The organism is Mesorhizobium sp. WSM4815, assembly GCF_055811575.1.
Window position 1 is genome coordinate 1 of the sequence record NZ_JBVVQS010000062.1, and the last position, 22547, is coordinate 22547.

General features: G+C 62.2%; 17 protein-coding genes, 1 tRNA gene and 1 pseudogene. 2 read left to right on the forward strand and 17 right to left on the reverse strand.

Annotation, left to right across the window (positions count from 1 at the left end):
- From AC0L2B_RS00695 to rpsL, 4 genes and pseudogenes are all read right to left on the reverse strand, one after another.
- Positions 1–77, reverse strand: a pseudogene (locus AC0L2B_RS00695) (GTP-binding protein); the annotation flags it as partial.
- 66 nt (positions 78–143) lie between these two features.
- Positions 144–2234 (reverse strand): elongation factor G, encoded by a 2091-nt coding sequence (gene fusA, locus AC0L2B_RS00700; protein WP_128186830.1) that lies wholly within the window; start codon positions 2232–2234, stop codon positions 144–146.
- A gap of 30 nt (positions 2235–2264) precedes the next feature.
- Entirely contained in the window at positions 2265–2735 is a 471-nt protein-coding gene (rpsG, locus tag AC0L2B_RS00705; protein ID WP_008875664.1) for a 30S ribosomal protein S7, read from the reverse strand.
- 85 nt (positions 2736–2820) lie between these two features.
- Positions 2821–3192 carry a 30S ribosomal protein S12 gene (gene rpsL / locus AC0L2B_RS00710; protein WP_006333356.1) on the reverse strand — a complete coding sequence of 124 codons (372 nt, stop codon included), beginning with the start codon at positions 3190–3192 and terminating at the stop codon, positions 2821–2823.
- A 462-nt stretch (positions 3193–3654) separates the two neighbouring features.
- Between rpsL and AC0L2B_RS00715 the strand changes: the two genes are divergently transcribed.
- Together AC0L2B_RS00715 and AC0L2B_RS00720 are read left to right on the forward strand one after the other, a co-directional pair.
- Entirely contained in the window at positions 3655–3936 is a 282-nt protein-coding gene (locus AC0L2B_RS00715; protein WP_023798115.1) for a hypothetical protein, read from the forward strand.
- 110 nt (positions 3937–4046) lie between these two features.
- Positions 4047–4982, forward strand: a complete 936-nt coding sequence (locus AC0L2B_RS00720) for a Gfo/Idh/MocA family protein (RefSeq protein WP_473743713.1) — start codon at positions 4047–4049, stop codon at positions 4980–4982.
- Between the two features lie 374 nt (positions 4983–5356).
- Here the strand turns inward: AC0L2B_RS00720 and rpoC are convergent, their stop codons facing one another.
- The 13 genes from rpoC to AC0L2B_RS00785 all read right to left on the reverse strand — a co-directional run.
- Entirely contained in the window at positions 5357–9553 is a 4197-nt protein-coding gene (rpoC, locus tag AC0L2B_RS00725) for a DNA-directed RNA polymerase subunit beta' (RefSeq protein ID WP_091591775.1), read from the reverse strand.
- 130 nt (positions 9554–9683) lie between these two features.
- Positions 9684–13820: a DNA-directed RNA polymerase subunit beta gene (rpoB, locus tag AC0L2B_RS00730; protein ID WP_023798118.1), complete on the reverse strand. Its 4137-nt coding sequence runs from the start codon at positions 13818–13820 to the stop codon at positions 9684–9686.
- A 253-nt stretch (positions 13821–14073) separates the two neighbouring features.
- On the reverse strand, positions 14074–14451 hold the full coding sequence (gene rplL, locus AC0L2B_RS00735) for a 50S ribosomal protein L7/L12 (RefSeq protein WP_023680442.1): 378 nt from the start codon (positions 14449–14451) through the stop codon (positions 14074–14076).
- A gap of 54 nt (positions 14452–14505) precedes the next feature.
- Positions 14506–15024, reverse strand: coding sequence for a 50S ribosomal protein L10 (rplJ, locus tag AC0L2B_RS00740; RefSeq protein ID WP_023798119.1), 519 nt, complete (start codon positions 15022–15024; stop codon positions 14506–14508).
- Between the two features lie 412 nt (positions 15025–15436).
- Complete coding sequence (rplA, locus tag AC0L2B_RS00745; RefSeq protein ID WP_027155818.1) at positions 15437–16135, reverse strand: 50S ribosomal protein L1; 699 nt, start codon at positions 16133–16135, stop codon at positions 15437–15439.
- Between the two features lie 4 nt (positions 16136–16139).
- The gene (rplK, locus tag AC0L2B_RS00750) at positions 16140–16568 is read right to left on the reverse strand and encodes a 50S ribosomal protein L11 (RefSeq protein WP_023798121.1); all 429 of its coding nucleotides are present in this window, start codon (positions 16566–16568) and stop codon (positions 16140–16142) included.
- Between the two features lie 169 nt (positions 16569–16737).
- Positions 16738–17265, reverse strand: a complete 528-nt coding sequence (gene nusG / locus AC0L2B_RS00755; RefSeq protein ID WP_006333333.1) for a transcription termination/antitermination protein NusG — start codon at positions 17263–17265, stop codon at positions 16738–16740.
- A 27-nt stretch (positions 17266–17292) separates the two neighbouring features.
- The gene (secE, locus tag AC0L2B_RS00760) at positions 17293–17496 is read right to left on the reverse strand and encodes a preprotein translocase subunit SecE (RefSeq protein ID WP_013531408.1); all 204 of its coding nucleotides are present in this window, start codon (positions 17494–17496) and stop codon (positions 17293–17295) included.
- A 373-nt stretch (positions 17497–17869) separates the two neighbouring features.
- Positions 17870–17945: transfer RNA gene (locus AC0L2B_RS00765), tRNA-Trp, on the reverse strand.
- A gap of 35 nt (positions 17946–17980) precedes the next feature.
- Positions 17981–18490, reverse strand: coding sequence for a metal-dependent hydrolase (locus tag AC0L2B_RS00770; RefSeq protein WP_473743717.1), 510 nt, complete (start codon positions 18488–18490; stop codon positions 17981–17983).
- A gap of 111 nt (positions 18491–18601) precedes the next feature.
- Positions 18602–20269 carry a COG3904 family protein gene (locus AC0L2B_RS00775; RefSeq protein ID WP_473743715.1) on the reverse strand — a complete coding sequence of 556 codons (1668 nt, stop codon included), beginning with the start codon at positions 20267–20269 and terminating at the stop codon, positions 18602–18604.
- Positions 20270–20471: 202 nt separating this feature from the next.
- Positions 20472–22292 carry a COG3904 family protein gene (locus AC0L2B_RS00780; protein WP_473743716.1) on the reverse strand — a complete coding sequence of 607 codons (1821 nt, stop codon included), beginning with the start codon at positions 22290–22292 and terminating at the stop codon, positions 20472–20474.
- A gap of 179 nt (positions 22293–22471) precedes the next feature.
- A partial coding sequence (locus tag AC0L2B_RS00785) for an EF-Tu C-terminal domain-related protein (protein WP_454589835.1) occupies positions 22472–22547 on the reverse strand: 76 nt, incomplete at its 5' end.

The following is a 22547-nucleotide window of genomic DNA, read 5'->3' on the forward strand; positions in this document are numbered from 1 at the left end:
GTCTTGCCATGATCGACATGGCCAATCGTGCCGATGTTCACATGAGGCTTTGTACGCTCGAATTTACCTTTTGCCATGTGATCTCTCCATTCCTGCTCGCCCGTGCGGGCTTTGAATTAAGTTAGCGCTGCAACCCGTTGGGGTTACGCGTATTTCTTCTGGACTTCCTGAGCGACCGCGGTGGGGACCGGCTCGTAGTGATCGAACTGCATCGTGTAGGCCGCGCGGCCCTGGCTCATCGAGCGCAAATTGTCGACGTATTTGAACATGTTGGCGAGCGGCACCATGGCGTTGACAACCACCGCCACGCCGCGCGATTCCTGGCCCTGAATCTGGCCGCGACGGCCGTTCAGATCACCGATGACGCTGCCGACATAATCTTCCGGCGTCACCACTTCGACCTTCATGATCGGCTCGAGCAGCTGCACGCCAAGCTTGGGCGCCGCTTCACGGAAGCAGGCACGGCCGGCGATTTCGAAGGCGAGCACCGAGGAGTCGACATCATGGTAGGCGCCGTCGATCAGAGTCGCCTTGACGCCGATCATCGGGAAGCCGGCGAACGGGCCGGAGGTCATGACGCTGTTGATGCCCTTTTCGACACCGGGGATGTATTCCTTCGGCACGGCGCCGCCGACGATCTTGGATTCGAACAGGAATTCGCTGCTTTCCGGATTCGGTTCGAACAGGATCTTGACACGGGCGAACTGGCCGGTGCCGCCGGTCTGCTTCTTGTGGGTGTAGTCCTGCTCGTGCCTGCGGGTGATCGTCTCGCGATAGGCCACCTGCGGCGCGCCGACATTGGCCTCGACCTTGAACTCGCGACGCATGCGGTCGACGATGATGTCGAGGTGGAGTTCGCCCATGCCGGAGATGATCGTCTGGCCGCTTTCCTCGTCGGTCTTGACGCGGAAGGACGGGTCCTCGGCGGCCAGGCGATGCAGCGCAAGGCCCATCTTTTCCTGGTCGTTCTTGGTCTTCGGCTCAATGGCGATCTGGATGACCGGATCGGGGAATTCCATGCGCTCGAGGATGACCGGATGCAGCGGATCGCAGAGAGTGTCGCCAGTCGTCGTGTCCTTGAGGCCGGCCAAAGCGACGATGTCGCCGGCGAAAGCCTCTTCGACGTCAGCGCGCGAATTCGCATGCATCTGCAGCATGCGGCCGATGCGCTCCTTCTTGCCCTTCACCGTATTGTCGACCGAGATGCCCTTGGTGAGCTTGCCCGAATAGATGCGGGCAAAGGTGAGCGAGCCGACGAACGGGTCGTTCATGATCTTGAAGGCGAGCATCGACAGCGGCTCGCTGTCGTCGGCGTGACGCTCGATCTCGGCGTCGGTCTTGGCGTCGACGCCCTTGATGGCCGGAACGTCGGCCGGCGACGGCAAATATTCGACGACTGCGTCGAGCAGCGGCTGCACGCCCTTGTTCTTGAAGGCCGAGCCGCAGAACATCGGGTAGAACTTCACCGCGATGGTGCCCTTGCGGATCAGGGCGCGGATCTCGTCATTGCTGGGCATCTTGCCTTCGAGGTAATTCTCGAGCGCCGTCTCGTCCATTTCGACGGCGGCCTCGATCATCTTCTCGCGATATTCTTCGGCACGTGCCCTAAGGTCGTCCGGGATCTCGACGACGTCCCAGGCGGCGCCCAGCGTCTCGTCGCGCCAGACCAGCGCGTTCATCTCGACGAGATCGACGACACCCTTGAACTCGGTCTCGGCGCCGATCGGCAGCTGCATGACGACAGCCTGCGCACCGAGGCGCGAGCCGATCATTTCGACCGAGCGATAGAAATCCGCGCCGATCTTGTCCATCTTGTTGCAGAAGATCATGCGCGGCACGCGGTACTTGTCGGCCTGGCGCCAGACGGTCTCCGTCTGCGGCTCGACACCGGCATTGGCATCGAGCAGCGCGATGGCGCCGTCGAGCACGCGCAGCGAACGCTCGACCTCGATGGTGAAATCGACGTGGCCGGGAGTGTCGATGATGTTGAAGCGGTGCATCTTGCCGTCACGAGCCTTCCAGAAGGTCGTGGTCGCGGCGGACGTGATGGTGATGCCGCGTTCCTGCTCCTGCTCCATCCAGTCCATGGTGGCAGCGCCGTCATGGACTTCGCCGATCTTGTGCGACTTGCCCGTGTAGTAGAGGACGCGCTCGGTGGTCGTTGTCTTGCCGGCGTCGATATGCGCCATGATACCGAAATTGCGGTAGTCTTCGATTTTATATTCGCGGGCCATGGGAGGTGCCTCTTCAGTCTCGTTCGCGCTTTACCAGCGGTAGTGCGCGAAGGCGCGGTTGGCTTCTGCCATCTTGTGGGTGTCTTCACGCTTCTTGACGGCGGTGCCGCGGTTGTTGGCCGCGTCCATCAGCTCGCCGGAGAGGCGGTCGACCATCGTGGTCTCGTTGCGGTTGCGGGCGGCGGCGATCAGCCAGCGGATGGCCAGCGCCTGACGGCGCTCGGGGCGCACGTCGACCGGAACCTGGTAGGTGGCGCCGCCGACGCGGCGCGAACGCACTTCCACATGCGGCGCGACATTGTCGAGCGCCTGATGGAAGACGGTGACCGGCTCCTGCTTGGTCTTGGACTGGACCTGGTCGAGCGCACCGTAGACGATGGTCTCGGCAACCGACTTCTTGCCGTCATACATGACGGCGTTCATGAATTTGGTGACGATCAGATCGCCGAACTTCGGGTCCGGGTTGATCTCACGCTTTTCTGCACTGTGACGACGGGACATTTTTTCTCTGCCTCAATTCTGCGTGGTGGCCTGGATCCCGGATCGTCGCCTGGCGCCGTCCGGGATGACCTTGGCTACGCTTCGGTCACTTCGGACGCTTGGCGCCGTATTTCGAACGGCGCTGCTTGCGGTTCTTCACACCCTGCGTGTCGAGCACGCCGCGGATGATATGGTAGCGGACGCCCGGAAGATCCTTGACGCGGCCGCCGCGGATCATCACCACCGAGTGCTCCTGAAGGTTGTGGCCTTCGCCGGGGATGTAGCCGATCACTTCAAAACCATTGGTCAGGCGGATCTTGGCCACCTTGCGCAGCGCCGAGTTCGGCTTCTTCGGCGTCGTTGTGTAGACGCGCGTGCAGACGCCCCGCTTCTGCGGGTTCTGCTGCATGGCCGGGACCTTGTTGCGCTTCACCGGCGCAATGCGCGGCTTGCGGATCAGCTGGTTGACGGTAGGCATTAAACCCTCTTGTCTCTCAATTCCGTGTCTCGCCCGGTCAGGGCCGCTCAAAGCGTCATTTCCATACGCAAAGTCGGGCCACAAACCGCGCCTCGCGGTCTTGCCCGAACAAATGGCAGAGGAAGCGGAAACCGCTTCATGCACGCCGGAAATGTCTTTTCGCTCGTAAAACGAACCCTGTTTGAGGCAAACTCCAAAGCGTGTCGCTTCGGAAGGGAGAGCCTCACATCGGTTCTGACTGGGCGGCTTCTACTCGCAAGCCTGTTGCCCGTCAACCCCGGAGCACCAAATATTACGCTGAAACCGAGGCTTGGCAGCCATGCGAAAAGCGCATGTAATTTTCTTTCGCCATTTTGCAAGAGCAAGGAAGAAAGTGACCGGCCGTCGGCTGTTGCATAGCCACGCTTCATGCGAAAAAGCGACATGAACAGCGCAAATCCCCTCGCCCGGAGGAATCGGCCCGTGAACGACAATGATGAGCGCCCGGTCACCATCATCACCGGCCGGGCGTGGAAAAGAAAGGGCGGCAAGCCGGAAGGCGTCCACCTCATGCTGGTCGCGCCCGACGACGATTCGGCGGTGCGCCGGGCGCTCGAATCACTCGCGGCCGAAGGCTACGCCGAGGCGGAGCTCGACCAGATCGGCGACCTCGACGGCGTGCCCGATGAAGAGCCGCATTTGTCGGCCTATCAGGGCGCGCTCGAAGGCGAAGTGTCGATCGTCACCTTCGACGTGCCGCTGTGACCAGCCATGTCCCTGGCCGTCGCGGTTTGGGGCCGTCGCGGTCTGGCACTGCTTGCCCGGCATCGGTTCTCTGCTAAGAACCAAGCGCAATATCAACCTGCGGAGTTCCCATGTCCCTGAATAGCGGTCCCATCAAGCTCGGCATCGTCGGCGTGGGAAAGATCGTTCGCGACCAGCACCTGCCGGCCTTGGCCAAGGACCGCGACTACCTGCTCACCGCCGCCGCCAGCCGGCACGGCAAGGTCGACGGCATCGCGAATTTTCCTGATATCGAGGCGATGCTCGACGCCGTGCCGGAGCTCGAGGCCGTATCGCTCTGCATGCCGCCGCAGTTCCGCTACGACGCCGCGCGGACGGCACTCGAAGCAAAAAAACATGTTTTTCTGGAAAAGCCACCCGGCGCCACGGTCAGCGAGGTCGAAGACCTGAAAGCACTGGCCGCGGCAAACGGCGTCTCGCTGTTCGCCAGCTGGCATTCGCGCTATGCGCCGGCGGTGGAAGCGGCGCGCGCATTTTTAGGCTCGACCCAGATCAGGTCGGCCGCCATCAACTGGAAGGAGGACGTGCGCCGCTGGCACCCGAACCAGGACTGGATCTGGGCTCCAGGCGGCTTCGGCGTGTTCGATCCCGGCATCAACGCGCTGTCGATCGCGACCCACATACTGCCGGCGATGTTCATCACCTCGGCAATCCTCGATTTTCCCGAGAACCGTGCAGCCCCGATCGCCGCGCACATCGCCTTCCGCACTTCGAACGGCTTGCCGGTGGCGATGGAACTCGACTGGCGCCAGACCGGCCCGCAAAGCTGGGACATCCTGGCCGAGACCGACAAGGGCGCGATGGTGCTCTCGGGCGGCGGCGCAAAATTCGCGGTCGACGGCCGCGTCGTTCACGACGAGCCGGAAGCCGAATATCCGATGCTCTACAAGCGCTTCGCCGAGATCGTGCGCGCCGGCGTTTCCGACGTCGATCTCGCCCCGCTGCAGCATGTCGCCGACGCTTTTATGCTCGGCAAGCGCAATGTGGTGGAAGCGTTTTTCGATTGACGCGTACAATGCGGCTATGAACGACCCGCCTGCCCAGCGTTGGTAGTTGGCGAAAGCGGAAGCGCCATACAATCTCCCCCTTGGGATCCCTCAAGGCAGGGCTGTCGCAAGCCGAGGCTTTCGCTCTACGATGTACCCCCACCCCTAACCCCTCCCCACAAGGGGGAGGGAGACTTCCGCTGGCGCTGACCTTGGCAACTTGCCTGCCTTCGGCGCCAAAGGGGAGAAATAAAGGCGCGCGGCAGCGTTCCCTCCCCCTTGTGGGGAGGGTTAGGGTGGGGGTCCTCTTCGCAAGAATCCCCCAACTTCACCATATAAAAAAGCCGCCGGGTTGCCCCGACGGCTTCGTTGCCTGAGATCTGTACCCGCCGCGCTTACTGCGCGGCGGAAGCCATGTCGGTCAGCATCGGATCGGCGACCTCGACGCCCGACGCCTTGCGGCGCTCGTCGATGATCAGCTCGTCGCGCGAGGTGGCGATGCGCCGGATCTGGCTCATCGTGCCGCCGGTGCCGGCCGGGATCAGACGGCCGACGATGACGTTTTCCTTCAGCCCCTGCAGCATGTCGGTCTTGCCGGCAACCGCCGCTTCGGTCAGCACCCGGGTCGTCTCCTGGAAGGAGGCGGCCGAGATGAAGGACGGCGTCTGCAGCGAGGCCTTGGTGATGCCCAACAGCACCGGCTGGCCTTCGGCCGGCTTCTTGCCGTCCTCGACCAGGCGCTCGTTGACCTCTTCCAGCTCGATCACGTCGACGTGGTCGCCCGGAATGTAGGTCGAGTCGCCCTGCGCGGTGATCTCGACCTTCTGCAGCATCTGGCGAACGATCACCTCGATGTGCTTGTCGTTGATCGACACGCCCTGCAGACGGTAGACCTCCTGGATCTCGTTGACGAGGTAGGACGCAAGCGCCTCCACGCCCTTGATCGCCAGGATGTCGTGCGGCGCCGGATTGCCGTCGAGGATGTAGTCGCCCTTCTCGATGACGTCGCCGTCCTGGAGATGGAACGGCTTGCCCTTCGGGATCAGGTATTCGACCGGCTCAAGCGTCGAGTCATGCGGCTCGATGATGATGCGGCGCTTGTTCTTGTAGTCGCGGCCGAAGCGGATCGTGCCATCGATCTCGGCGATGATGGCGTGATCCTTCGGACGGCGTGCCTCGAACAATTCGGCAACACGCGGCAGACCGCCGGTGATGTCCTTGGTCTTGGCGCTTTCCATCGGGATACGCGCCAGCACGTCGCCGGGGCGAACCTGTGCACCCGGCTCGACCGAAAGAATGGCCTCGACCGAGAGCAGGAAGCGAGCGTCGCCGCCCTTCGACAGTTTGCCGACCTTGCCCTTGGCGTCCTGGACGACGATCGCCGGCTTGAGGTCGTTGCCGCGCGGCGTCGAACGCCAGTCGATGACCTCGCGCTTGGTGATGCCGGTCGATTCGTCGGCCGTTTCCTGGACGGAAATGCCGTCGACCAGATCCTCGAACGCCACCTTGCCCTCGATTTCGGTGAGAACCGGGCGGGTATAGGGATCCCACTCGGCGATGCGCTGGCCGCGCTTCACCTTGTCGCCATCGTCCACGAAGATGCGCGAACCATAGGTAAGGCGGTGCGTGGCGCGCTCCTTGCCGGCCTCGTCGAGGATCAGCACCGCCATGTTGCGGCCCATGACCATCTGCTGGCCGTCGGAGTTGCGCACCACGTTGCGGTTGCGGATCTCGACCTTGCCCTCATACGAGGCTTCAAGGAACGACGAGTCCACCACCTGCGCCGTGCCGCCCATGTGGAAGGTACGCATGGTGAGCTGGGTGCCCGGCTCGCCGATCGACTGCGCCGCGATGACGCCGACAGCCTCGCCCTGGTTGACCGGGGTGCCGCGGGCCAGATCGCGTCCGTAGCAGACCGCGCAGACACCGACCCTGACGTCGCAAGTCAGCGCCGAGCGGATGCGGACCGACTGGACGCCGGCCTTTTCGATCTGCTCGACGTCGCGTTCGTCCATCAGGGTTCCGGCCTTGACCAGAACCTCACCGGTGACCGGATGCGTGATGTCGTCGAGCGCCGTGCGGCCGAGAACCCGCTGGCCGACGGAAGCGACGACCTGGCCGGCATCGACGATCGGCTGCATGGTGAGGCCCTTGTCGGTGCCGCAGTCGACGGAGTTGACGATGCAGTCCTGCGCCACGTCGACCAGACGACGGGTGAGGTAACCCGAGTTCGCCGTCTTCAAGGCGGTGTCGGCCAGACCCTTGCGGGCGCCGTGGGTCGAGTTGAAGTACTCGAGCACGGTCAGGCCTTCCTTGAAGTTCGAGATGATCGGCGTTTCGATGATCTCGCCGCTCGGCTTGGCCATCAGGCCGCGCATACCGGCAAGCTGGCGCATCTGGGTGGGCGAGCCGCGCGCACCGGAGTGCGACATCATGTAGATCGAGTTCATCGGCTTTTGACGGCCATTGTCCTCGAACTCGACCGCCTTGATGCGGGCCATCATCTCGTCGGCGACCTTTTCCGAGCACTTGGCCCAGGCGTCGACGACCTTGTTGTACTTCTCGCCCTGGGTGATCAGGCCGTCATTGTACTGCTGCTCGTATTCCTTGGCCAAGGCCTCGGTGTCGGAAACCAGCTTGATCTTGGCATCCGGGATCAGCATGTCGTCCTTGCCGAACGAAATGCCGGCGCGGCAGGCGTGGCTGAAGCCGAGGGCCATGATGCGATCGCAGAAAATGACCGTCTCCTTCTGACCGCAATGGCGGTAGACGGTGTCGATCATCTTGGAGATGTTCTTCTTGGTCATCTCCTGGTTGGCGGTCTCGTACGGCACATTGACGTTCTTCGGCAGAAGCTCGCCGATGATCATGCGGCCGGGCGTGGTGTCGTAGATCTTCGACACGACCTTGCCGTCCGCATCGACCGAGCGGAAGCGGCCCTTGATCTTGGAGTGCAGCGTCACCGCCTTGGTCTCGAGCGCGTGCTGGAGTTCGCCCATGTCGGCAAACACCATGCCCTCGCCCGGCTCGTTCTGGTTGACGATCGAGAGGTAGTAGAGACCCAGAACCATGTCCTGCGACGGCACGATGATCGGCGCGCCGGAAGCCGGGTGCAGGATGTTGTTGGTCGACATCATCAGCACGCGGGCTTCAAGCTGTGCTTCCAGCGACAGCGGCACGTGAACCGCCATCTGGTCGCCGTCGAAGTCGGCGTTGAAGGCCGTGCAGACCAGCGGGTGAAGCTGGATCGCCTTGCCTTCGATCAGGATCGGCTCGAACGCCTGGATGCCGAGGCGGTGCAGCGTCGGCGCACGGTTCAACAGCACCGGATGCTCGCGAATGACCTCGTCGAGGATATCCCAGACCTCCGGACGCTCCTTCTCGACCAGCTTCTTCGCCTGCTTGACGGTCGAGGAGTAACCCTTGGCGTCGAGACGGGCATAGATGAAGGGCTTGAACAGTTCGAGAGCCATCTTCTTCGGCAGGCCGCACTGGTGCAGCTTGAGCTCCGGACCGGTCACGATGACCGAGCGGCCGGAATAGTCAACGCGCTTGCCGAGCAGGTTCTGGCGGAACCGGCCCTGCTTGCCCTTCAGCATGTCGGACAGCGACTTCAGCGGACGCTTGTTGGCGCCGGTGATGACGCGGCCGCGACGGCCGTTGTCGAACAGCGCGTCGACGGCTTCCTGCAGCATGCGCTTTTCATTGCGCACGATAATGCCGGGCGCGCGCAGCTCGATCAGCCGCTTCAGGCGGTTGTTGCGGTTGATGACGCGGCGATAGAGATCGTTGAGATCGGACGTGGCGAAGCGGCCGCCATCCAGGGGAACCAGCGGGCGCAGGTCCGGCGGGATCACCGGGACCACCTTCATGATCATCCATTCCGGACGGTTGCCGGACTCCATGAAGTTCTCGACGACCTTGAGCCGCTTCAGATACTTCTTCTGCTTGAGCTCGGACGTGGTCGAAGCCAGCTCCGAACGCAGGTCGCCGGCGATCTTCTCCAGGTCCATGCCGGCCAGAAGGTCGTGGATGGCCTCGGCGCCGATCATGGCGGTGAACGAATCCTCGCCATATTCGTCGACGGCCATCATGTACTCTTCCTCGCTGAGGAGCTGGTGCTCCTTCAGCGCGGTCAGGCCGGGCTCGGTGACGATGTAGTTCTCGAAGTAGAGAACGCGCTCGATGTCCTTCAGCGTCATGTCGAGCAGCGTGCCGATACGCGACGGCAGCGACTTCAGGAACCAGATATGGGCGACCGGCGCGGCCAGCTCGATATGGCCCATGCGCTCGCGACGGACGCGCGACAGCGTGACTTCGACGCCGCACTTCTCGCAGATGACGCCCTTGTACTTCATGCGCTTGTACTTGCCGCACAGGCATTCGTAGTCCTTGATCGGACCGAAAATGCGCGCGCAGAACAGGCCGTCGCGCTCCGGCTTGAAGGTGCGGTAGTTGATGGTCTCCGGCTTCTTGATCTCGCCAAACGACCAGGACAGAATCTTCTCAGGGCTGGCGAGCGAAATCCGGATGGAATCGAACACCTGTGCAGGCGCCTGGGGATTGAAGAGATTCATGACCTCTTGGTTCATGCCGTTCTCCTTTTCGGGGTCATCGAAAACCCCTTGCATCTAGCGCGGGCCAAACGCCCGCCGACTTGATCGGCCATCGGCCGAAAATTTGGTGCGCTCGGTCGCGGGTTTCCGCGACCGAGCGTCTTGCTTATTCGGCCGCGTCGGGCAGCCGGATCGGGTTGTCGTCGAGCTTGGTGTTCTCCAGCTCGACATTGAGGCCCAGAGACCGCATTTCCTTGACGAGAACGTTGAAGCTCTCGGGGATGCCGGCCTCGAAGGTGTCGTCGCCTCTGACGATCGCCTCGTAGACCTTGGTGCGGCCGGCGACGTCGTCCGACTTCACCGTCAGCATCTCCTGCAGCGTGTAGGCGGCGCCGTACGCTTCGAGCGCCCAGACCTCCATCTCGCCGAAGCGCTGGCCACCGAACTGCGCCTTGCCGCCCAGCGGCTGCTGGGTAACGAGCGAGTACGGCCCGATCGAACGCGCGTGGATCTTGTCGTCCACAAGATGGTGAAGCTTGAGCATATATATGTAGCCCATCGTCACTTTGCGATCGAACGGCTCGCCGGTGCGTCCGTCATAGAGCTGCGACTGACCGCTGGTGTGCAGGCCCGCCTGCTCCAGCATGATGTTGATGTCGGCCTCGTGCGCGCCGTCGAACACCGGTGTCGCGATAGAGACGCCGCGGCGCATCTGCTCGCTGAGGCGAACGACGCTCTCGTCGTCATAGTCGCGGACCGGCTCGTTGCGGTCGTTGGCCGGCATGAAGCTCTCGAGCGTCTTGCGCAGCGGCTTGATGTCGCCGCCTGTCTTGTAGGCGTCGATCAGCTCGCCGATCTTCCTGCCCATTCCGGCGCAAGCCCAGCCCAGATGCGTCTCCAGGATCTGGCCGACATTCATGCGGCTCGGCACACCCAGCGGGTTGAGCACGATATCGGCATGCGTGCCGTCCTCGAGGAACGGCATGTCCTCGACCGGAACGATCCGCGACACGACACCCTTGTTGCCGTGCCGGCCGGCCATCTTGTCGCCGGGCTGCATCTTGCGCTTCACGGCCACGAAGACCTTGACCATCTTCATGACGCCGGGAGGCATCTCGTCGCCGCGCTGCACCTTCTCGACCTTGTCCATGAAGCGCTGTTCGAGCGCCTTCTTGGAATCGTCGTACTGGCCCCGCAGGGCTTCCAGTTCGCTCTGGAGCTTTTCGTTCTCCACCGCAAACTGCCACCACTGCGAACGCGGATACTCGTCGAGCGTATCCTTCGACAGCTTCGAGCCCTTCTTGAAACCCTTCGGCCCGGCAATCGCATCCTTGCCGACGAGAACGTCGGACAGGCGCGAATAGACGTTGCGGTCGAGGATCGCCTGCTCGTCGTCGCGGTCCTTGGCGAGGCGTTCGATCTCCTCGCGTTCGATCGCCATGGCGCGCTCGTCCTTCTCCACACCGTGGCGGTTGAAGACGCGCACTTCGACGACGGTGCCGAAGGTCCCGGGCGGCATGCGCATGGAGGTGTCACGCACGTCCGATGCCTTTTCGCCAAAAATGGCGCGCAGAAGCTTTTCTTCCGGCGTCATTGGGCTTTCGCCCTTCGGCGTGATCTTGCCGACCAGGATGTCGCCCGGCTGCACTTCGGCACCGATATAGACGATGCCGGCCTCGTCGAGGTTCTTCAGCGCTTCTTCCGAGACATTGGGAATGTCGCGGGTGATTTCCTCCGGCCCGAGCTTGGTATCGCGCGCCATGACCTCGAATTCCTCGATGTGGATCGAGGTGAAGACGTCGTCGGCGACGATGCGCTCGGACAAGAGGATCGAGTCCTCGTAGTTGTAACCGTTCCACGGCATGAACGCGACCAGCACATTGCGGCCGAGCGCCAGATCGCCAAGCTCGGTCGACGGACCGTCGGCGATGATGTCGCCCTTGTTGACCAGGTCGCCCATGCGCACCAGCGGACGCTGGTTGATGCAGGTGTTCTGGTTCGAACGCTGGAACTTCATCAGCCGGTAGATGTCGACGCCCGACTTGCCGGGATCGAGATCTTCCGTGGCGCGGATGACGATACGCGTCGCGTCGACCTGGTCGACGATGCCGCCGCGGCGGGCGCCGATGGCGGCGCCGGAGTCACGGGCGACGATCGGCTCCATGCCGGTGCCGACGAACGGCGCTTCGGCTCGCACCAGCGGCACGGCCTGACGCTGCATGTTCGAGCCCATCAGCGCGCGGTTGGCGTCGTCGTTCTCGAGGAACGGGATCAGGGCCGCGGCCACCGACACCATCTGCTTCGGCGACACGTCCATCAGATCGACGTTTTCGCGCGGCGCCATCATCACTTCGCCGGCATTGCGGCAAATGACGAATTCGTCGACGAAACCACCATTCTTGTCGAGCTCGGCATTGGCCTGGGCGACGTGGTGCTTGGCCTCTTCCATCGCGGAGAGATAGACGACCTCATTGGTCAGCTTGCCGTTGACGATCTTGCGGTAGGGGCTCTCGATGAAGCCATACTTGTTGACGCGCGCAAATGTGGCCAGCGAGTTGATCAGACCGATGTTCGGGCCTTCCGGCGTCTCGATCGGGCAGATGCGGCCGTAATGCGTCGGATGCACGTCGCGCACCTCGAAGCCGGCGCGCTCGCGGGTCAGACCACCGGGTCCAAGCGCCGAGAGACGGCGCTTGTGGGTGATCTCCGACAGCGGGTTGGTCTGGTCCATGAACTGCGACAGCTGCGAGGAACCGAAGAACTCGCGCACGGCGGCAGCCGCTGGCTTGGCGTTGATCAGGTCCTGCGGCATCACCGTATCGATCTCGATCGAGGACATGCGTTCCTTGATCGCGCGCTCCATGCGCAAGAGGCCGACGCGGTACTGGTTCTCCATCAGCTCGCCGACCGAGCGCACGCGGCGATTGCCGAGATTGTCGATGTCGTCGATCTCGCCCTTGCCATCACGCAGTTCGACCAGCGTCTTGACCACGGCCAGAATGTCGTCCTTGCGCAGCACGCGCACGGTGTCCTCGGCCTTGAGCTCGAGGCGCATGTTCATCTTGACGCGGCCGACGGCCGACAGGTCATAGCGCTCGCTGTCGAAGAACAGCGAGTTGAACATGGCTTCGGCGGTTTCCAGCGTCGGCGGCTCGCCGGGGCGCATGACACGGTAGATGTCGAACAGCGCGTCCTGGCGGCTCTCGTTCTTGTCGACGTTGAGCGTGTTGCGGATATAGGCGCCGACATTGACGTGGTCGATGTCGAGAACCTTGATCTCGTCGTCGCCGGCGGCGAGAAGCACTTTTAGCGTCTTTTCGTCGATCTCGTCGCCGGCCTCGAGGAAAATCTCGCCGGTCGCATAGTTGACGATGTCCTCGGCAAGGTAGTTGCCGAGCAGATCCTCGTCGGTCGCCTTGATCGCCTTGAGACCCTTTTCGCCGAGCTGACGGGCCTGGCGTGCGGTGATCTTCTTGCCGGCCTCGACGACGACCTCGTTGGTGTCTGCATCGATCAGGTCGCCGACAGCCTTGAGGCCGCGGAAACGCTCGACGTTGAACGGGATGCGCCAGTGGTCGCCGGCGCGCTTGTAGGTGATCTTGTTGTAGAAGGTCGACAGGATCTCCTCGGCGTCCATGCCGAGCGCCATCAGCAGCGACGTCACCGGAATCTTGCGGCGGCGGTCGATGCGGGCGTGCACGACGTCCTTCGAGTCGAACTCGATGTCGAGCCACGATCCGCGATAGGGGATGACGCGCGCGGCAAACAGCAGCTTGCCCGACGAGTGCGACTTGCCTTTGTCATGGTCGAAGAAGACGCCCGGCGAACGGTGCATCTGCGAGACGATGACGCGCTCGGTGCCATTGACGATGAAGGTGCCGTTCAAGGTCATGAGCGGCATGTCGCCCATATAGACGTCCTGCTCCTTGATGTCCTTGATCGACTTGGCGCCGGTATCCTCGTCGATATCGAACACGATGAGGCGCAGCGTCACCTTGAGTGGCGCGGCATAGGTCAGGTCGCGCTGACGGCATTCGTCAACGTCGAATTTCGGTGCTTCGAACTCGTACTTCACGAATTCCAGCATCGAGGAGCCGGAAAAGTCGGAAATCGGGAACACCGATTTGAAAACCGCCTGCAGTCCCTCGTCAGGACGCCCGCCCTTGGGCTCCTCGACCATCAGGAACTGGTCATAGGATGCCTTCTGAACCTCGATCAGGTTCGGCATCTCCGCAACTTCCGGAATCTTTCCGAAGAATTTGCGTACGCGTCTGCGGCCATTGAAAGTTTGTGTCTGGGCCATCGTCGCTCCTTAGCTCGATTCTCGGGGCGAGCCTCGCCGCGGCTCGCCTTGCATTCTCGGCCACCTTCGGCGGCGGCCTTTATTTGTTCACCCGCCACCTGTCGGTGGCCGGCCAAAACGGGAGAAAACCCGTTTCCTGAAGGCCGGCTTACGGCCCTCAGGAAAGAGGTTTTCGTACTCTTCGCGTTACGCAGCCTCCCTTCGCGCCAAGGGAGCGGCGGACGGCGCGAAGCCGCCCGCCGATATCAAACGCTTACTTCAGTTCGACCTTGGCGCCGGCTGCTTCCAGCTGGGCCTTGAACTTGTCCGCGTCGGCCTTGGAAACAGCTTCCTTGACCGGCTTCGGAGCCGCCTCGACCAAGTCCTTGGCTTCCTTGAGGCCAAGACCGGTGATGGCGCGAACTTCCTTGATGACGTTGATCTTCTGAGCGCCCGCCTCGGTGAGGACGACGTCGAATTCCGTCTTTTCCTCGACCGGAGCAGCAGCAGCCGCAGCACCGCCGGCGGCAGCAACCGCCACCGGAGCAGCAGCGGAAACGCCCCACTTTTCTTCCAGAAGCTTCGACAGCTCGGCCGCCTCGAGGACGGTCAGCTTCGAAAGGTCGTCTACGATCTTTGCCAGATCAGCCATTGCAATATTCCTTCATAAGGTTCGAACGTGTGTTTGTGATAGCGAGGAACGGCCTCATGCCGCCTCGTCCTTCCGGGCGTAAGCGCCGATGACACGCGCGACCGAAGCCGCAGGCGCATTGACGATCTGGGCGATCCGGGTTGCCGGCGTGGCGATCATGCCAACCAGCCTGGCGCGCAGCTCATCGAGCGACGGAAGTGTGGCGAGTGCCTTCACACCGTCGGCGTTGAGCGAGGTGGTGCCCATTGCGCCGCCGAGAATGACGAGCTTGTCATTTCCCTTGGCGAAATCGGACGCGACCTTCGGCGCCGCAATCGGATCCTCCGAATAGGCGATCAGCGTCTGTCCCTTGAACAGGTCGATGATCGATGCGGAGTCCGTGCCCTGAAGAGCGATTTTGGCGAGACGGTTCTTCGCGACTTTGACGGTGCCACCGGCGACACGCATTTTCGACCGAAGGTCGTTCATTTGCGCGACGGTAATACCGGCGTAGTGGGCCACGACGACTGAACCAGCGCCCGAAAACGCTTCATTCAGGCCCGTGACGAGTTCGCGTTTTTCCGCTCTGTCCACTGCCTATCTCCAGTTGACCCCAATCCTGTTAACGGGAACATTCCCATTACGAGGACAGGCGTCGGGTTGCCTTTTGCCGGCCGGGCCATCCAGTAACGGATCTCCCGAACGACGCTCGAGGATCCTGCCCCCTTTCGCCACACCAGCCGGCAAGCCGAATGGTGCGCAGACAAAAGGCAAACACGGTTCGAACCTTTCATTGGAGCAGTCGCTCCGTTGTCCGGTCTTCACCCGTCTCATGCAGGCCCACATGAATTAAGGCCCCCCTTGAACCAAGGCCTGGGGCCGCCCGCAATCTCGGACAGGATGTCCGGAAGCCTTCCGACTTCCGGTACCGGGCCGCCAAGATAAATCGGAGGCCCGGAATTCTGTTGCGGATCAGCCCTTTAGCGGCAGATCCAAATGGTTCGTATCAGGACGCTGCCAGCGTCGAGACGTCGAGCTTGAGACCAGGGCCCATCGTCGAGGTGACCGACACCTTCTTGACGTAGTTGCCCTTGGCGCCAGCCGGCTTCGCCTTGGTCACGGCGTCAGCGAAGGCGCGAACATTCTCTTCCAGCGCCTTGACGTCGAACGAGATCTTGCCGACGCCGCCATGAACGATGCCGGCCTTCTCGACGCGGAACTCGACCGCGCCACCCTTCGACGCCTTGACGGCGGCGGTAACGTCGGTGGTGACAGTGCCGACCTTCGGGTTCGGCATCATGCCACGCGGGCCGAGCACCTTGCCCAGACGGCCGACCAGCGGCATCATGTCCGGCGTGGCGATGCAGCGATCGAAGTCGATCGTGCCCTTCTGGACGATGTCGACCAGATCCTCGGCGCCAACGATATCGGCGCCGGCCGCCTTGGCTTCCTCGGCCTTGTCGCCACGCGCGAAAACCGCGACGCGGACGGTACGGCCGGTGCCGTTCGGCAGGTTGACCACGCCACGGACCATCTGGTCGGCATGGCGCGGGTCGACACCCAGGTTCATCGCGATTTCAACGGTCTCGTCGAACTTCACCGAGGACCGGTCCTTGAGCAGCTTCAGCGCATCACCCAAGGCATAGGCCTTGTTGGGATCGATGCCTTCGCGGGTCTTCGATACACGCTTTGCAATCTTTGCCATGATCTCAGCCCACCACTTCCAGACCCATCGAGCGGGCGGAGCCCTCGACCATGCGCATGGCCCCCTCGATATCGGTCGCGTTCAGATCCTTCATCTTCTGCTCGGCGATGGCGCGCACCTTGTCGCGGCCGATCGTGCCGGCCTTGACCTTGCCCGGCTCCTTCGAGCCCGACTTCAGGTTTGCGGCCTTCTTCAGGAAGTAGCTCACCGGCGGCGTCTTCATGACGAAGGTGAACGACTTGTCCTGGTAGTAGGTGATCACGACCGGAACCGGCGATCCCTTTTCCATTTCCTGGGTCTGCGCGTTGAACGCCTTGCAGAACTCCATGATGTTGATGCCGCGCTGACCAAGCGCCGGTCCGATCGGGGGCGACGGCGTCGCCGAGCCCGCGGAAACCTGGAGCTTGAGCTGGCCTGCAATTTTCTTAGCCATCTCTTCCTGCCTTTATCTCATGCCGGCCCCAAATCTGGGCAACATCGGCGGTTGCAGTCTGGTGGTGTGGTTCCTGCAGCGGGCTAAAGCCGCATTCGCCTCCCACCCGTTTTGGCGGCGATTTCCACGCCGCCTCCCTCACCGCCGAATTGGCGACAAGGATTTCGGATCAGCCCTTTTCGACCTGTCCGAATTCGAGATCGACCGGCACGGCGCGCCCGAAGATCGAAACTTCCACCTTGAGCCGCGCCCGCTCCTCGTCCACTTCCTGGACGAAACCGTTGAACGAGGCGAACGGACCGTCCGAGACGCGGATCGCCTCGCCGATCTCGAAAGTGACCGACGGCTTCGGCCGCTCGACGCCTTCCTGCACCTGGTTCAGGATGCGCTGGGCCTCGGCCTCGGTGATCGGCACCGGCTTCGAATCACCCAGGAAGCCGGTGACCTTCGGCGTGTTCTTCACGAGCGAGAACACTGCGTCGGTCAGGTTGGCCTTCAGCAGCACGTAGCCCGGGAAGAACTTGCGCTCGGCATCGACCTTGCGGCCGCGGCGTATCTCGACGACCTTCTCGGTAGGCACCACGATCTGCTCGATGTCAGCGGACAGGCCTTTCTGCTTGGCCTTGTTCTCGATGTCCTCAGCGACCTTTTTTTCAAAGTTCGAATAGGCGTGGACGATGTACCACCGCGCAGTCATTTCAAGGCTTCTCCGTAATCGCCGGACTCAGCGTCCAATGCCCAGAATCTGCTCGACCGCGAGGCCCATGAGCTGATCGGCAGTAAAGAAAAAGATCATCGCGATCACAGCGAACGCCAGAACCATCACCGTCGAGATCATCGTTTCGCGACGCGACGGCCAAGTCACCTTGGCGGTCTCCGCGCGAACCTGCTGGAGAAAGACGAATGGATTTGTGGTTTTCGAAGCCATGTGCCGCTCTGTCTGCAAGACCCGTTGACCGGATCTCCTGGATGATCCCGCTGGCCGGGATGTGCCGCCTGAGCCTGTGTCCGCGCCGAATCAGCGCAATCATTTCGCCCATGCAAATCGGACGCGTAAAGCCGGCTTCCCAGCTCCACGCGTCGCGTGTCTGTTTCGTCTACATAAAACCGATTCTTGATCCACGCAAGTGGCAAGTGTCCGCTTTATGCCAAACGCCGCCTCGGAACCATCCAGTCGTCCCGTTCCGGCTATGGCGCTCTTATGCCTCAAGACAGCCTATATGGCAAGCCACCGCGCGATTTTCAAAAGGTCGATGCGCGGAAGACCAGAAATTTTTTTATGAATTGGCCATTTCGAAAAATGGCACGGGCAGCAGGGCTCGAACCTACGACCTGCGGTTTTGGAGACCGCCGCTCTACCAACTGAGCTATGCCCGTATCGCGCGCTGCTATTTCATAAAGCGGACAAGAACTCAAGTCGAGTTTTCAGGCGTGGCCGCGCCGGGCTGCAATCGTCGAAATCCGAGGGCCAGCGCCCAGGCGCATATCAGAAGTTCGAGGGCAAAAGTCCAATGCAACATGAAGCTCATGACCCAATTGCGATAGATCGCCGGGATCGTGACGAGTTCGAGCGCACGCCGGTCGAACGGCATTAGCCACATGATAGGCGACGCCACTGAGTCCAGGATCATGTGTATGATTGCGGCGGCAAAGAAGGCGCCGACCGGGGCCAGATATCGCGGATCCCGCCATTTCGCGACCGACACTGCCACAAGGCCAACCGCTGCCCAGAAGAGCGGCCAGTGCGTGACGTAGGCGTGGTGATGGGTTCGTCCGCCATCGACAAAATGGAAATAGACCATGTCGAGGTCCGGGACGACGCTGCCGAGCATTGCCGCCGCCATGATCCCCGATCTGCCGGGCCAACGATTTCCCACGAAAGTACCGAGTATGTAGCCAGCCGGAAGATGAGCGATCAGCATCGTCAAACCTTGTTCATTGCCGAATCGGTCGAACGTCGCGGCGGATTGTGGCGCATTCAGGAAGGACTACCCGCTTCGCCCTATCGCGCTGGGCTGGGGCGTGACTGCGCCTTACAGCTTGACGGCCGCCTCGGCCTGAACCTCGGACGTCGACACGACGCGGCAATTCTCCGGCACTGGCTGCGACTTGCAGATGGTCGGACCGGTAAATTCATCGGCCGAACCAAGCCCGGTCGTCAGCCCGACTTTCAGCATTATCTCGGGTTCGAGCTGCCGATGGCGCGAGGCCGGCACCGACCGCATCGCCGCCAGCAGACCGGGTCCTACCGCCATTTCCCTAAGATAGGTTTTGACCCGCTGCTCCAGCCCCATCGAATGCACGGTCAACTGCGCGCGAGGACCGACAAGGCGCCTGACACCGCCGGCAAGCATGATCGGGCAGGCCGCGCCACACGCGCCGCTCGCATCGATCGTCAGCCCGACATGGACGCCATCCTTGGCGGTGCAATCCGCCTGGTCCGGCTCGCATCCAACGAACTCCGTCCGCGCAACCGCCACGTCGAGCCTGCGTTCTCGGATCAACCTGCCGGCGGCCAGGGCGCCGAGCACGTCGCCTCCCGGCGAGTTGATCACCACGGGAAGTCGCCGGTCACCGATCGTGTCCAGCAGTTGGCGCAGCCGTTCCGGCGCTTGAGCGCTGATCATGCCTTCCGCCGAGATCCATTCGGGACAATTGGGATCGCAGAGAAAACTTCTGCCACGAACCAGGACGAAGCGCATATCGCCTACATCGGCCGGCTGCCCGGTTTCAGGTTCGACCGGCGCGGCGGGAGCGGGCTTGGCGTACGCCACCACGTCGCCGGCCGGCGCCGGTATTTCCCTGCAGTTCGCGGCCACCGGATCGGTGTTGCATAGGGTTGGCGCGGTCAGCAGGTCGACGGCATCCAGGCTGGTCACCAGCTTCGCCTGCAGCATGTCGTAGGGCGCCAACTGCTGGATGCTGCTGGCCGGCGTGTTCTTCATCGTCTCGAGCACGGCCTGGCCGACGCCCATTTCGTTCAGATAGGCAGCCAGTCTTTTCTCCACCGACTTGCTCATCTCGTAGGTCTTGTAGCTGCCGGCGTTCTTGCGGCCGACGATCTTCTTGCTGAGGATCTTCTTCTTGCCTCCGACCACGCGATAGGTGGTCCGGTACTGCAATTTCGTGCGGATGTAGGTCGTGGTGATCTGATGTACGCCGAGAAAGGCCCATTGCCCGACGACGCGCTTGATGCCGCCGGCAAACATCAGCGGACAGGCGGAATTGCAGATGGCGCCGCTGGCATAGGCATTGCCGAAATAGCGAGCGCCCTTGCCGTCGTTCTCCTTGCAGTCCTTGGCATCGGGCTGGCAACCGGTGAACCGGGTTTTGCCGACCGCGATATCGAGCTTGTTCTTGCGGAGCAGCCGGCCAAGCGCCAGCGCCGCTTCGACGTTGCCGCCGGGAGAATCCACGACAACGGGCAGTTTTCGGCCACCAAGCCCCTTGAGCGTGCGCTTGAACAGGGCCGACGTGCCGGCCTCTATCGAGCCTTCGGCCGATATCCATTCCGGGCAGGTCGGTTCGCAACCAGGCGCGCTGCTGCGGACGACGACAAACCGCATCGTCGGACCAAGATCCGGCGCGGATTTTTTGGTGTTCGCCGCGAAGGCAGCGTGTCCCATGACCAGGAACGACGCTAGGCAGATCACCCCAAGCATCCACCATGCCTGGCCATTCAGACGGTGCCACGAAACCATTCGGGAAGCCCCCCGCAATGCGACCTATAGTAGTTCAGCTTTGCCGGCTTGCAACAGCGTTTTGCGACGACGCCGCAGGCGCCGGCATACCTAAAAAGGCAAGCCGGGTGTACGCGAATAAGCAAAAAGGGCAGCCCGAGGACCGCCCTTCGCATCGGATATCGGCCGGCAACGCCGACGCCGATTATTGGCCGACGCGAAGCTAGAGCCTCGGGGGCGCCGCGGCTTCGGCGTTGGTTGACGGCGTGACGCTGCAATTGTCGGGCTTCGGCAGCGACTTGCAAATGGTGGCGCCGGTCAGTTCGTCCACGGATTGAGGACCCGTCGTCAGGCCAAGCTTCAGCATCGTGTCAGGTTCGAGTTGGTGCTCGACCGGAATGCGCTGAAGCGCCATGAACAGATCAGGGTTGATTGCCATCTCGTCAAGGTAAGCCTTGATCAGCTGGTTTTGTCCCATCAGGCCCAGGCTGAGCAGCGCCCATGAACCGACAAGCCGCCTGACGCCGCCCGCCAGCATCAGCGCGCAGGCCGAATCGCAGTCGCCTTTCGCATCGCTGGCCACTCCGGCATATGCACCGTCTTTGGCCAGGCAACTCCACTCTCCCGGGTCGCAGCCAACGAAAACGGTGCGAGCAACGGCGACGTCGAGCCTCCTCTCGTGGATAATCCTCCCGGCCGCCAAGGCGCCAAATAAGTCGCCACCTCGCGAGCTAACCACTATGGGCAGCCGCCGGTTGCCAAGCGTGGCGAGGAAATGGCGCAGCTTCTGCGGGGTCTGGCTCGTGATTACGCCTTGGGCCGATATCCATTCCGGACAGTCGGGATTGCAGGACGAATTGCTGCCACGAACCACGACGAAGCTCATCTCGGGTGCCCCGTTCCCTGGCACTGCCCCGAGCGGCAGAGCCCCCATCCATTCCGGGCAGTGGGGCTCGCACATCGGATTGCTGCCGCGAACGAGTATGGAGCCCTTGTCCGGCGCCTCGTTCCCTGGCGCTGCCTCGACCGGCTGAGTAGGTGCATCCTTGGCCGGCTGAGAAAGTGGGACTTGAGCCGGTTGAGAGGATCCGGCCTTCGCCTCGATCGCTGCTGGCTTGGCCGGCTTGGCATTCGCAGGGACCTCCCTGCAGTTCGGCGGCGCCGGGCTCCGCCGGCATATGGCCGCCTCCGTCAGGATGTCGACGGAGTCGAGGCTGGTGACGAGCTTCATCGCCAGCATATCTCCCGACTTGATCTGCCTTATATCGCTGGCCGGCGTTGCTTTCATTACGTCCAGCACGCCATGATCGACGCCCATCTCCTTCAAATAGGCTGCCAGTCCTTTCTCCACCGACTTGCTCATCTCGTAGGTTTTGTAGCTGCCGGCGTTCTTGCGGCCGACGATCTTCTTGCTGAGGACCTTCTTCTTGCCTCCGACCACGTGATAGGTCGTCCGGTACTGCAATTTCGTCTGGATGTGGGTCGTGGTAATCTGATGGACGCCGAGATAGGCCCATTGTCCGGCAACGCGCCTGATGCCGCCGGCAAACATCAGCGGACAAGCGGAATTGCAGATGGCGCCACTGGCATAGGTGAAGCCGAAATAGGTCGCGCCCTTGCCGTCATTGGCTTGGCAATTGTTCATCTGTGGCTCGCAGCCGTAAAACATCGTCGCACCGATTGCGATATCGAGCTTATTCTTGCGGATCATGCGGCCGATCTGAAGGGCTGCATCGACATTGCCGCCCGGAGAACTGACTACGATCGGCAGTTTTCGGCCACCAAGCCCCTTGAGCGTGCGTTTCAACAGGGCCGGCGTGCCAACTTCTATTGAGCCTTCAGCCGATATCCATTCCGGGCAGGTCGGTTCGCAATCGGGCGCGCTGCTGCGGACGACGACAAACCGCATCGCCGGACCAAGATCCGGCCCGGATTCTTTGGTGTTCGCCGCGAAGGCAGCATGTTCCATGATTAGGAACGACGCCAGGCAGATCAGCCCAAGCATCCACCATGCCTGACCATTCAGACGGTGCCATGGAACCATTCGGCAAGCCCCCCGCAATGCGACCTATACTAGTTCAGCTTTGAAGGCTTGCAACAGGGATATGCGACGACGAAGGCGCCGGCTGTACCTAAAAATGGCAAGCCGGGTGTACGCAAATAAGCAAAAAGGGCGGCCCGAAGACCGCCCTTCCCTGTCGATCCGGCGGATGCCGGTATCGATTACTCTTTGATGGTGACGACGATGCCGGCACCGACGGTGCGGCCGCCTTCACGGATGGCGAAGCGCAGCTTCTCT

Coding starts and splice junctions, on each gene's coding strand:
- rpsL (WP_006333356.1), bottom strand. CDS start 3,192: ATGCCTACCGTCAACCAGCTGATCCGCAAGCCGCGCATTGCGCCGGTG.
- AC0L2B_RS00780 (WP_473743716.1), bottom strand. CDS start 22,292: ATGGTTCCATGGCACCGTCTGAATGGTCAGGCATGGTGGATGCTTGGG.
- secE (WP_013531408.1), bottom strand. CDS start 17,496: ATGGCTTCGAAAACCACAAATCCATTCGTCTTTCTCCAGCAGGTTCGC.
- AC0L2B_RS00770 (WP_473743717.1), bottom strand. CDS start 18,490: ATGCTGATCGCTCATCTTCCGGCTGGCTACATACTCGGTACTTTCGTG.
- AC0L2B_RS00720 (WP_473743713.1), top strand. CDS start 4,047: ATGTCCCTGAATAGCGGTCCCATCAAGCTCGGCATCGTCGGCGTGGGA.
- rpsG (WP_008875664.1), bottom strand. CDS start 2,735: ATGTCCCGTCGTCACAGTGCAGAAAAGCGTGAGATCAACCCGGACCCG.
- rpoC (WP_091591775.1), bottom strand. CDS start 9,553: ATGAACCAAGAGGTCATGAATCTCTTCAATCCCCAGGCGCCTGCACAG.
- rpoB (WP_023798118.1), bottom strand. CDS start 13,820: ATGGCCCAGACACAAACTTTCAATGGCCGCAGACGCGTACGCAAATTC.
- AC0L2B_RS00775 (WP_473743715.1), bottom strand. CDS start 20,269: ATGGTTTCGTGGCACCGTCTGAATGGCCAGGCATGGTGGATGCTTGGG.
- rplK (WP_023798121.1), bottom strand. CDS start 16,568: ATGGCTAAGAAAATTGCAGGCCAGCTCAAGCTCCAGGTTTCCGCGGGC.
- rplA (WP_027155818.1), bottom strand. CDS start 16,135: ATGGCAAAGATTGCAAAGCGTGTATCGAAGACCCGCGAAGGCATCGAT.
- rplL (WP_023680442.1), bottom strand. CDS start 14,451: ATGGCTGATCTGGCAAAGATCGTAGACGACCTTTCGAAGCTGACCGTC.
- fusA (WP_128186830.1), bottom strand. CDS start 2,234: ATGGCCCGCGAATATAAAATCGAAGACTACCGCAATTTCGGTATCATG.
- nusG (WP_006333333.1), bottom strand. CDS start 17,265: ATGACTGCGCGGTGGTACATCGTCCACGCCTATTCGAACTTTGAAAAA.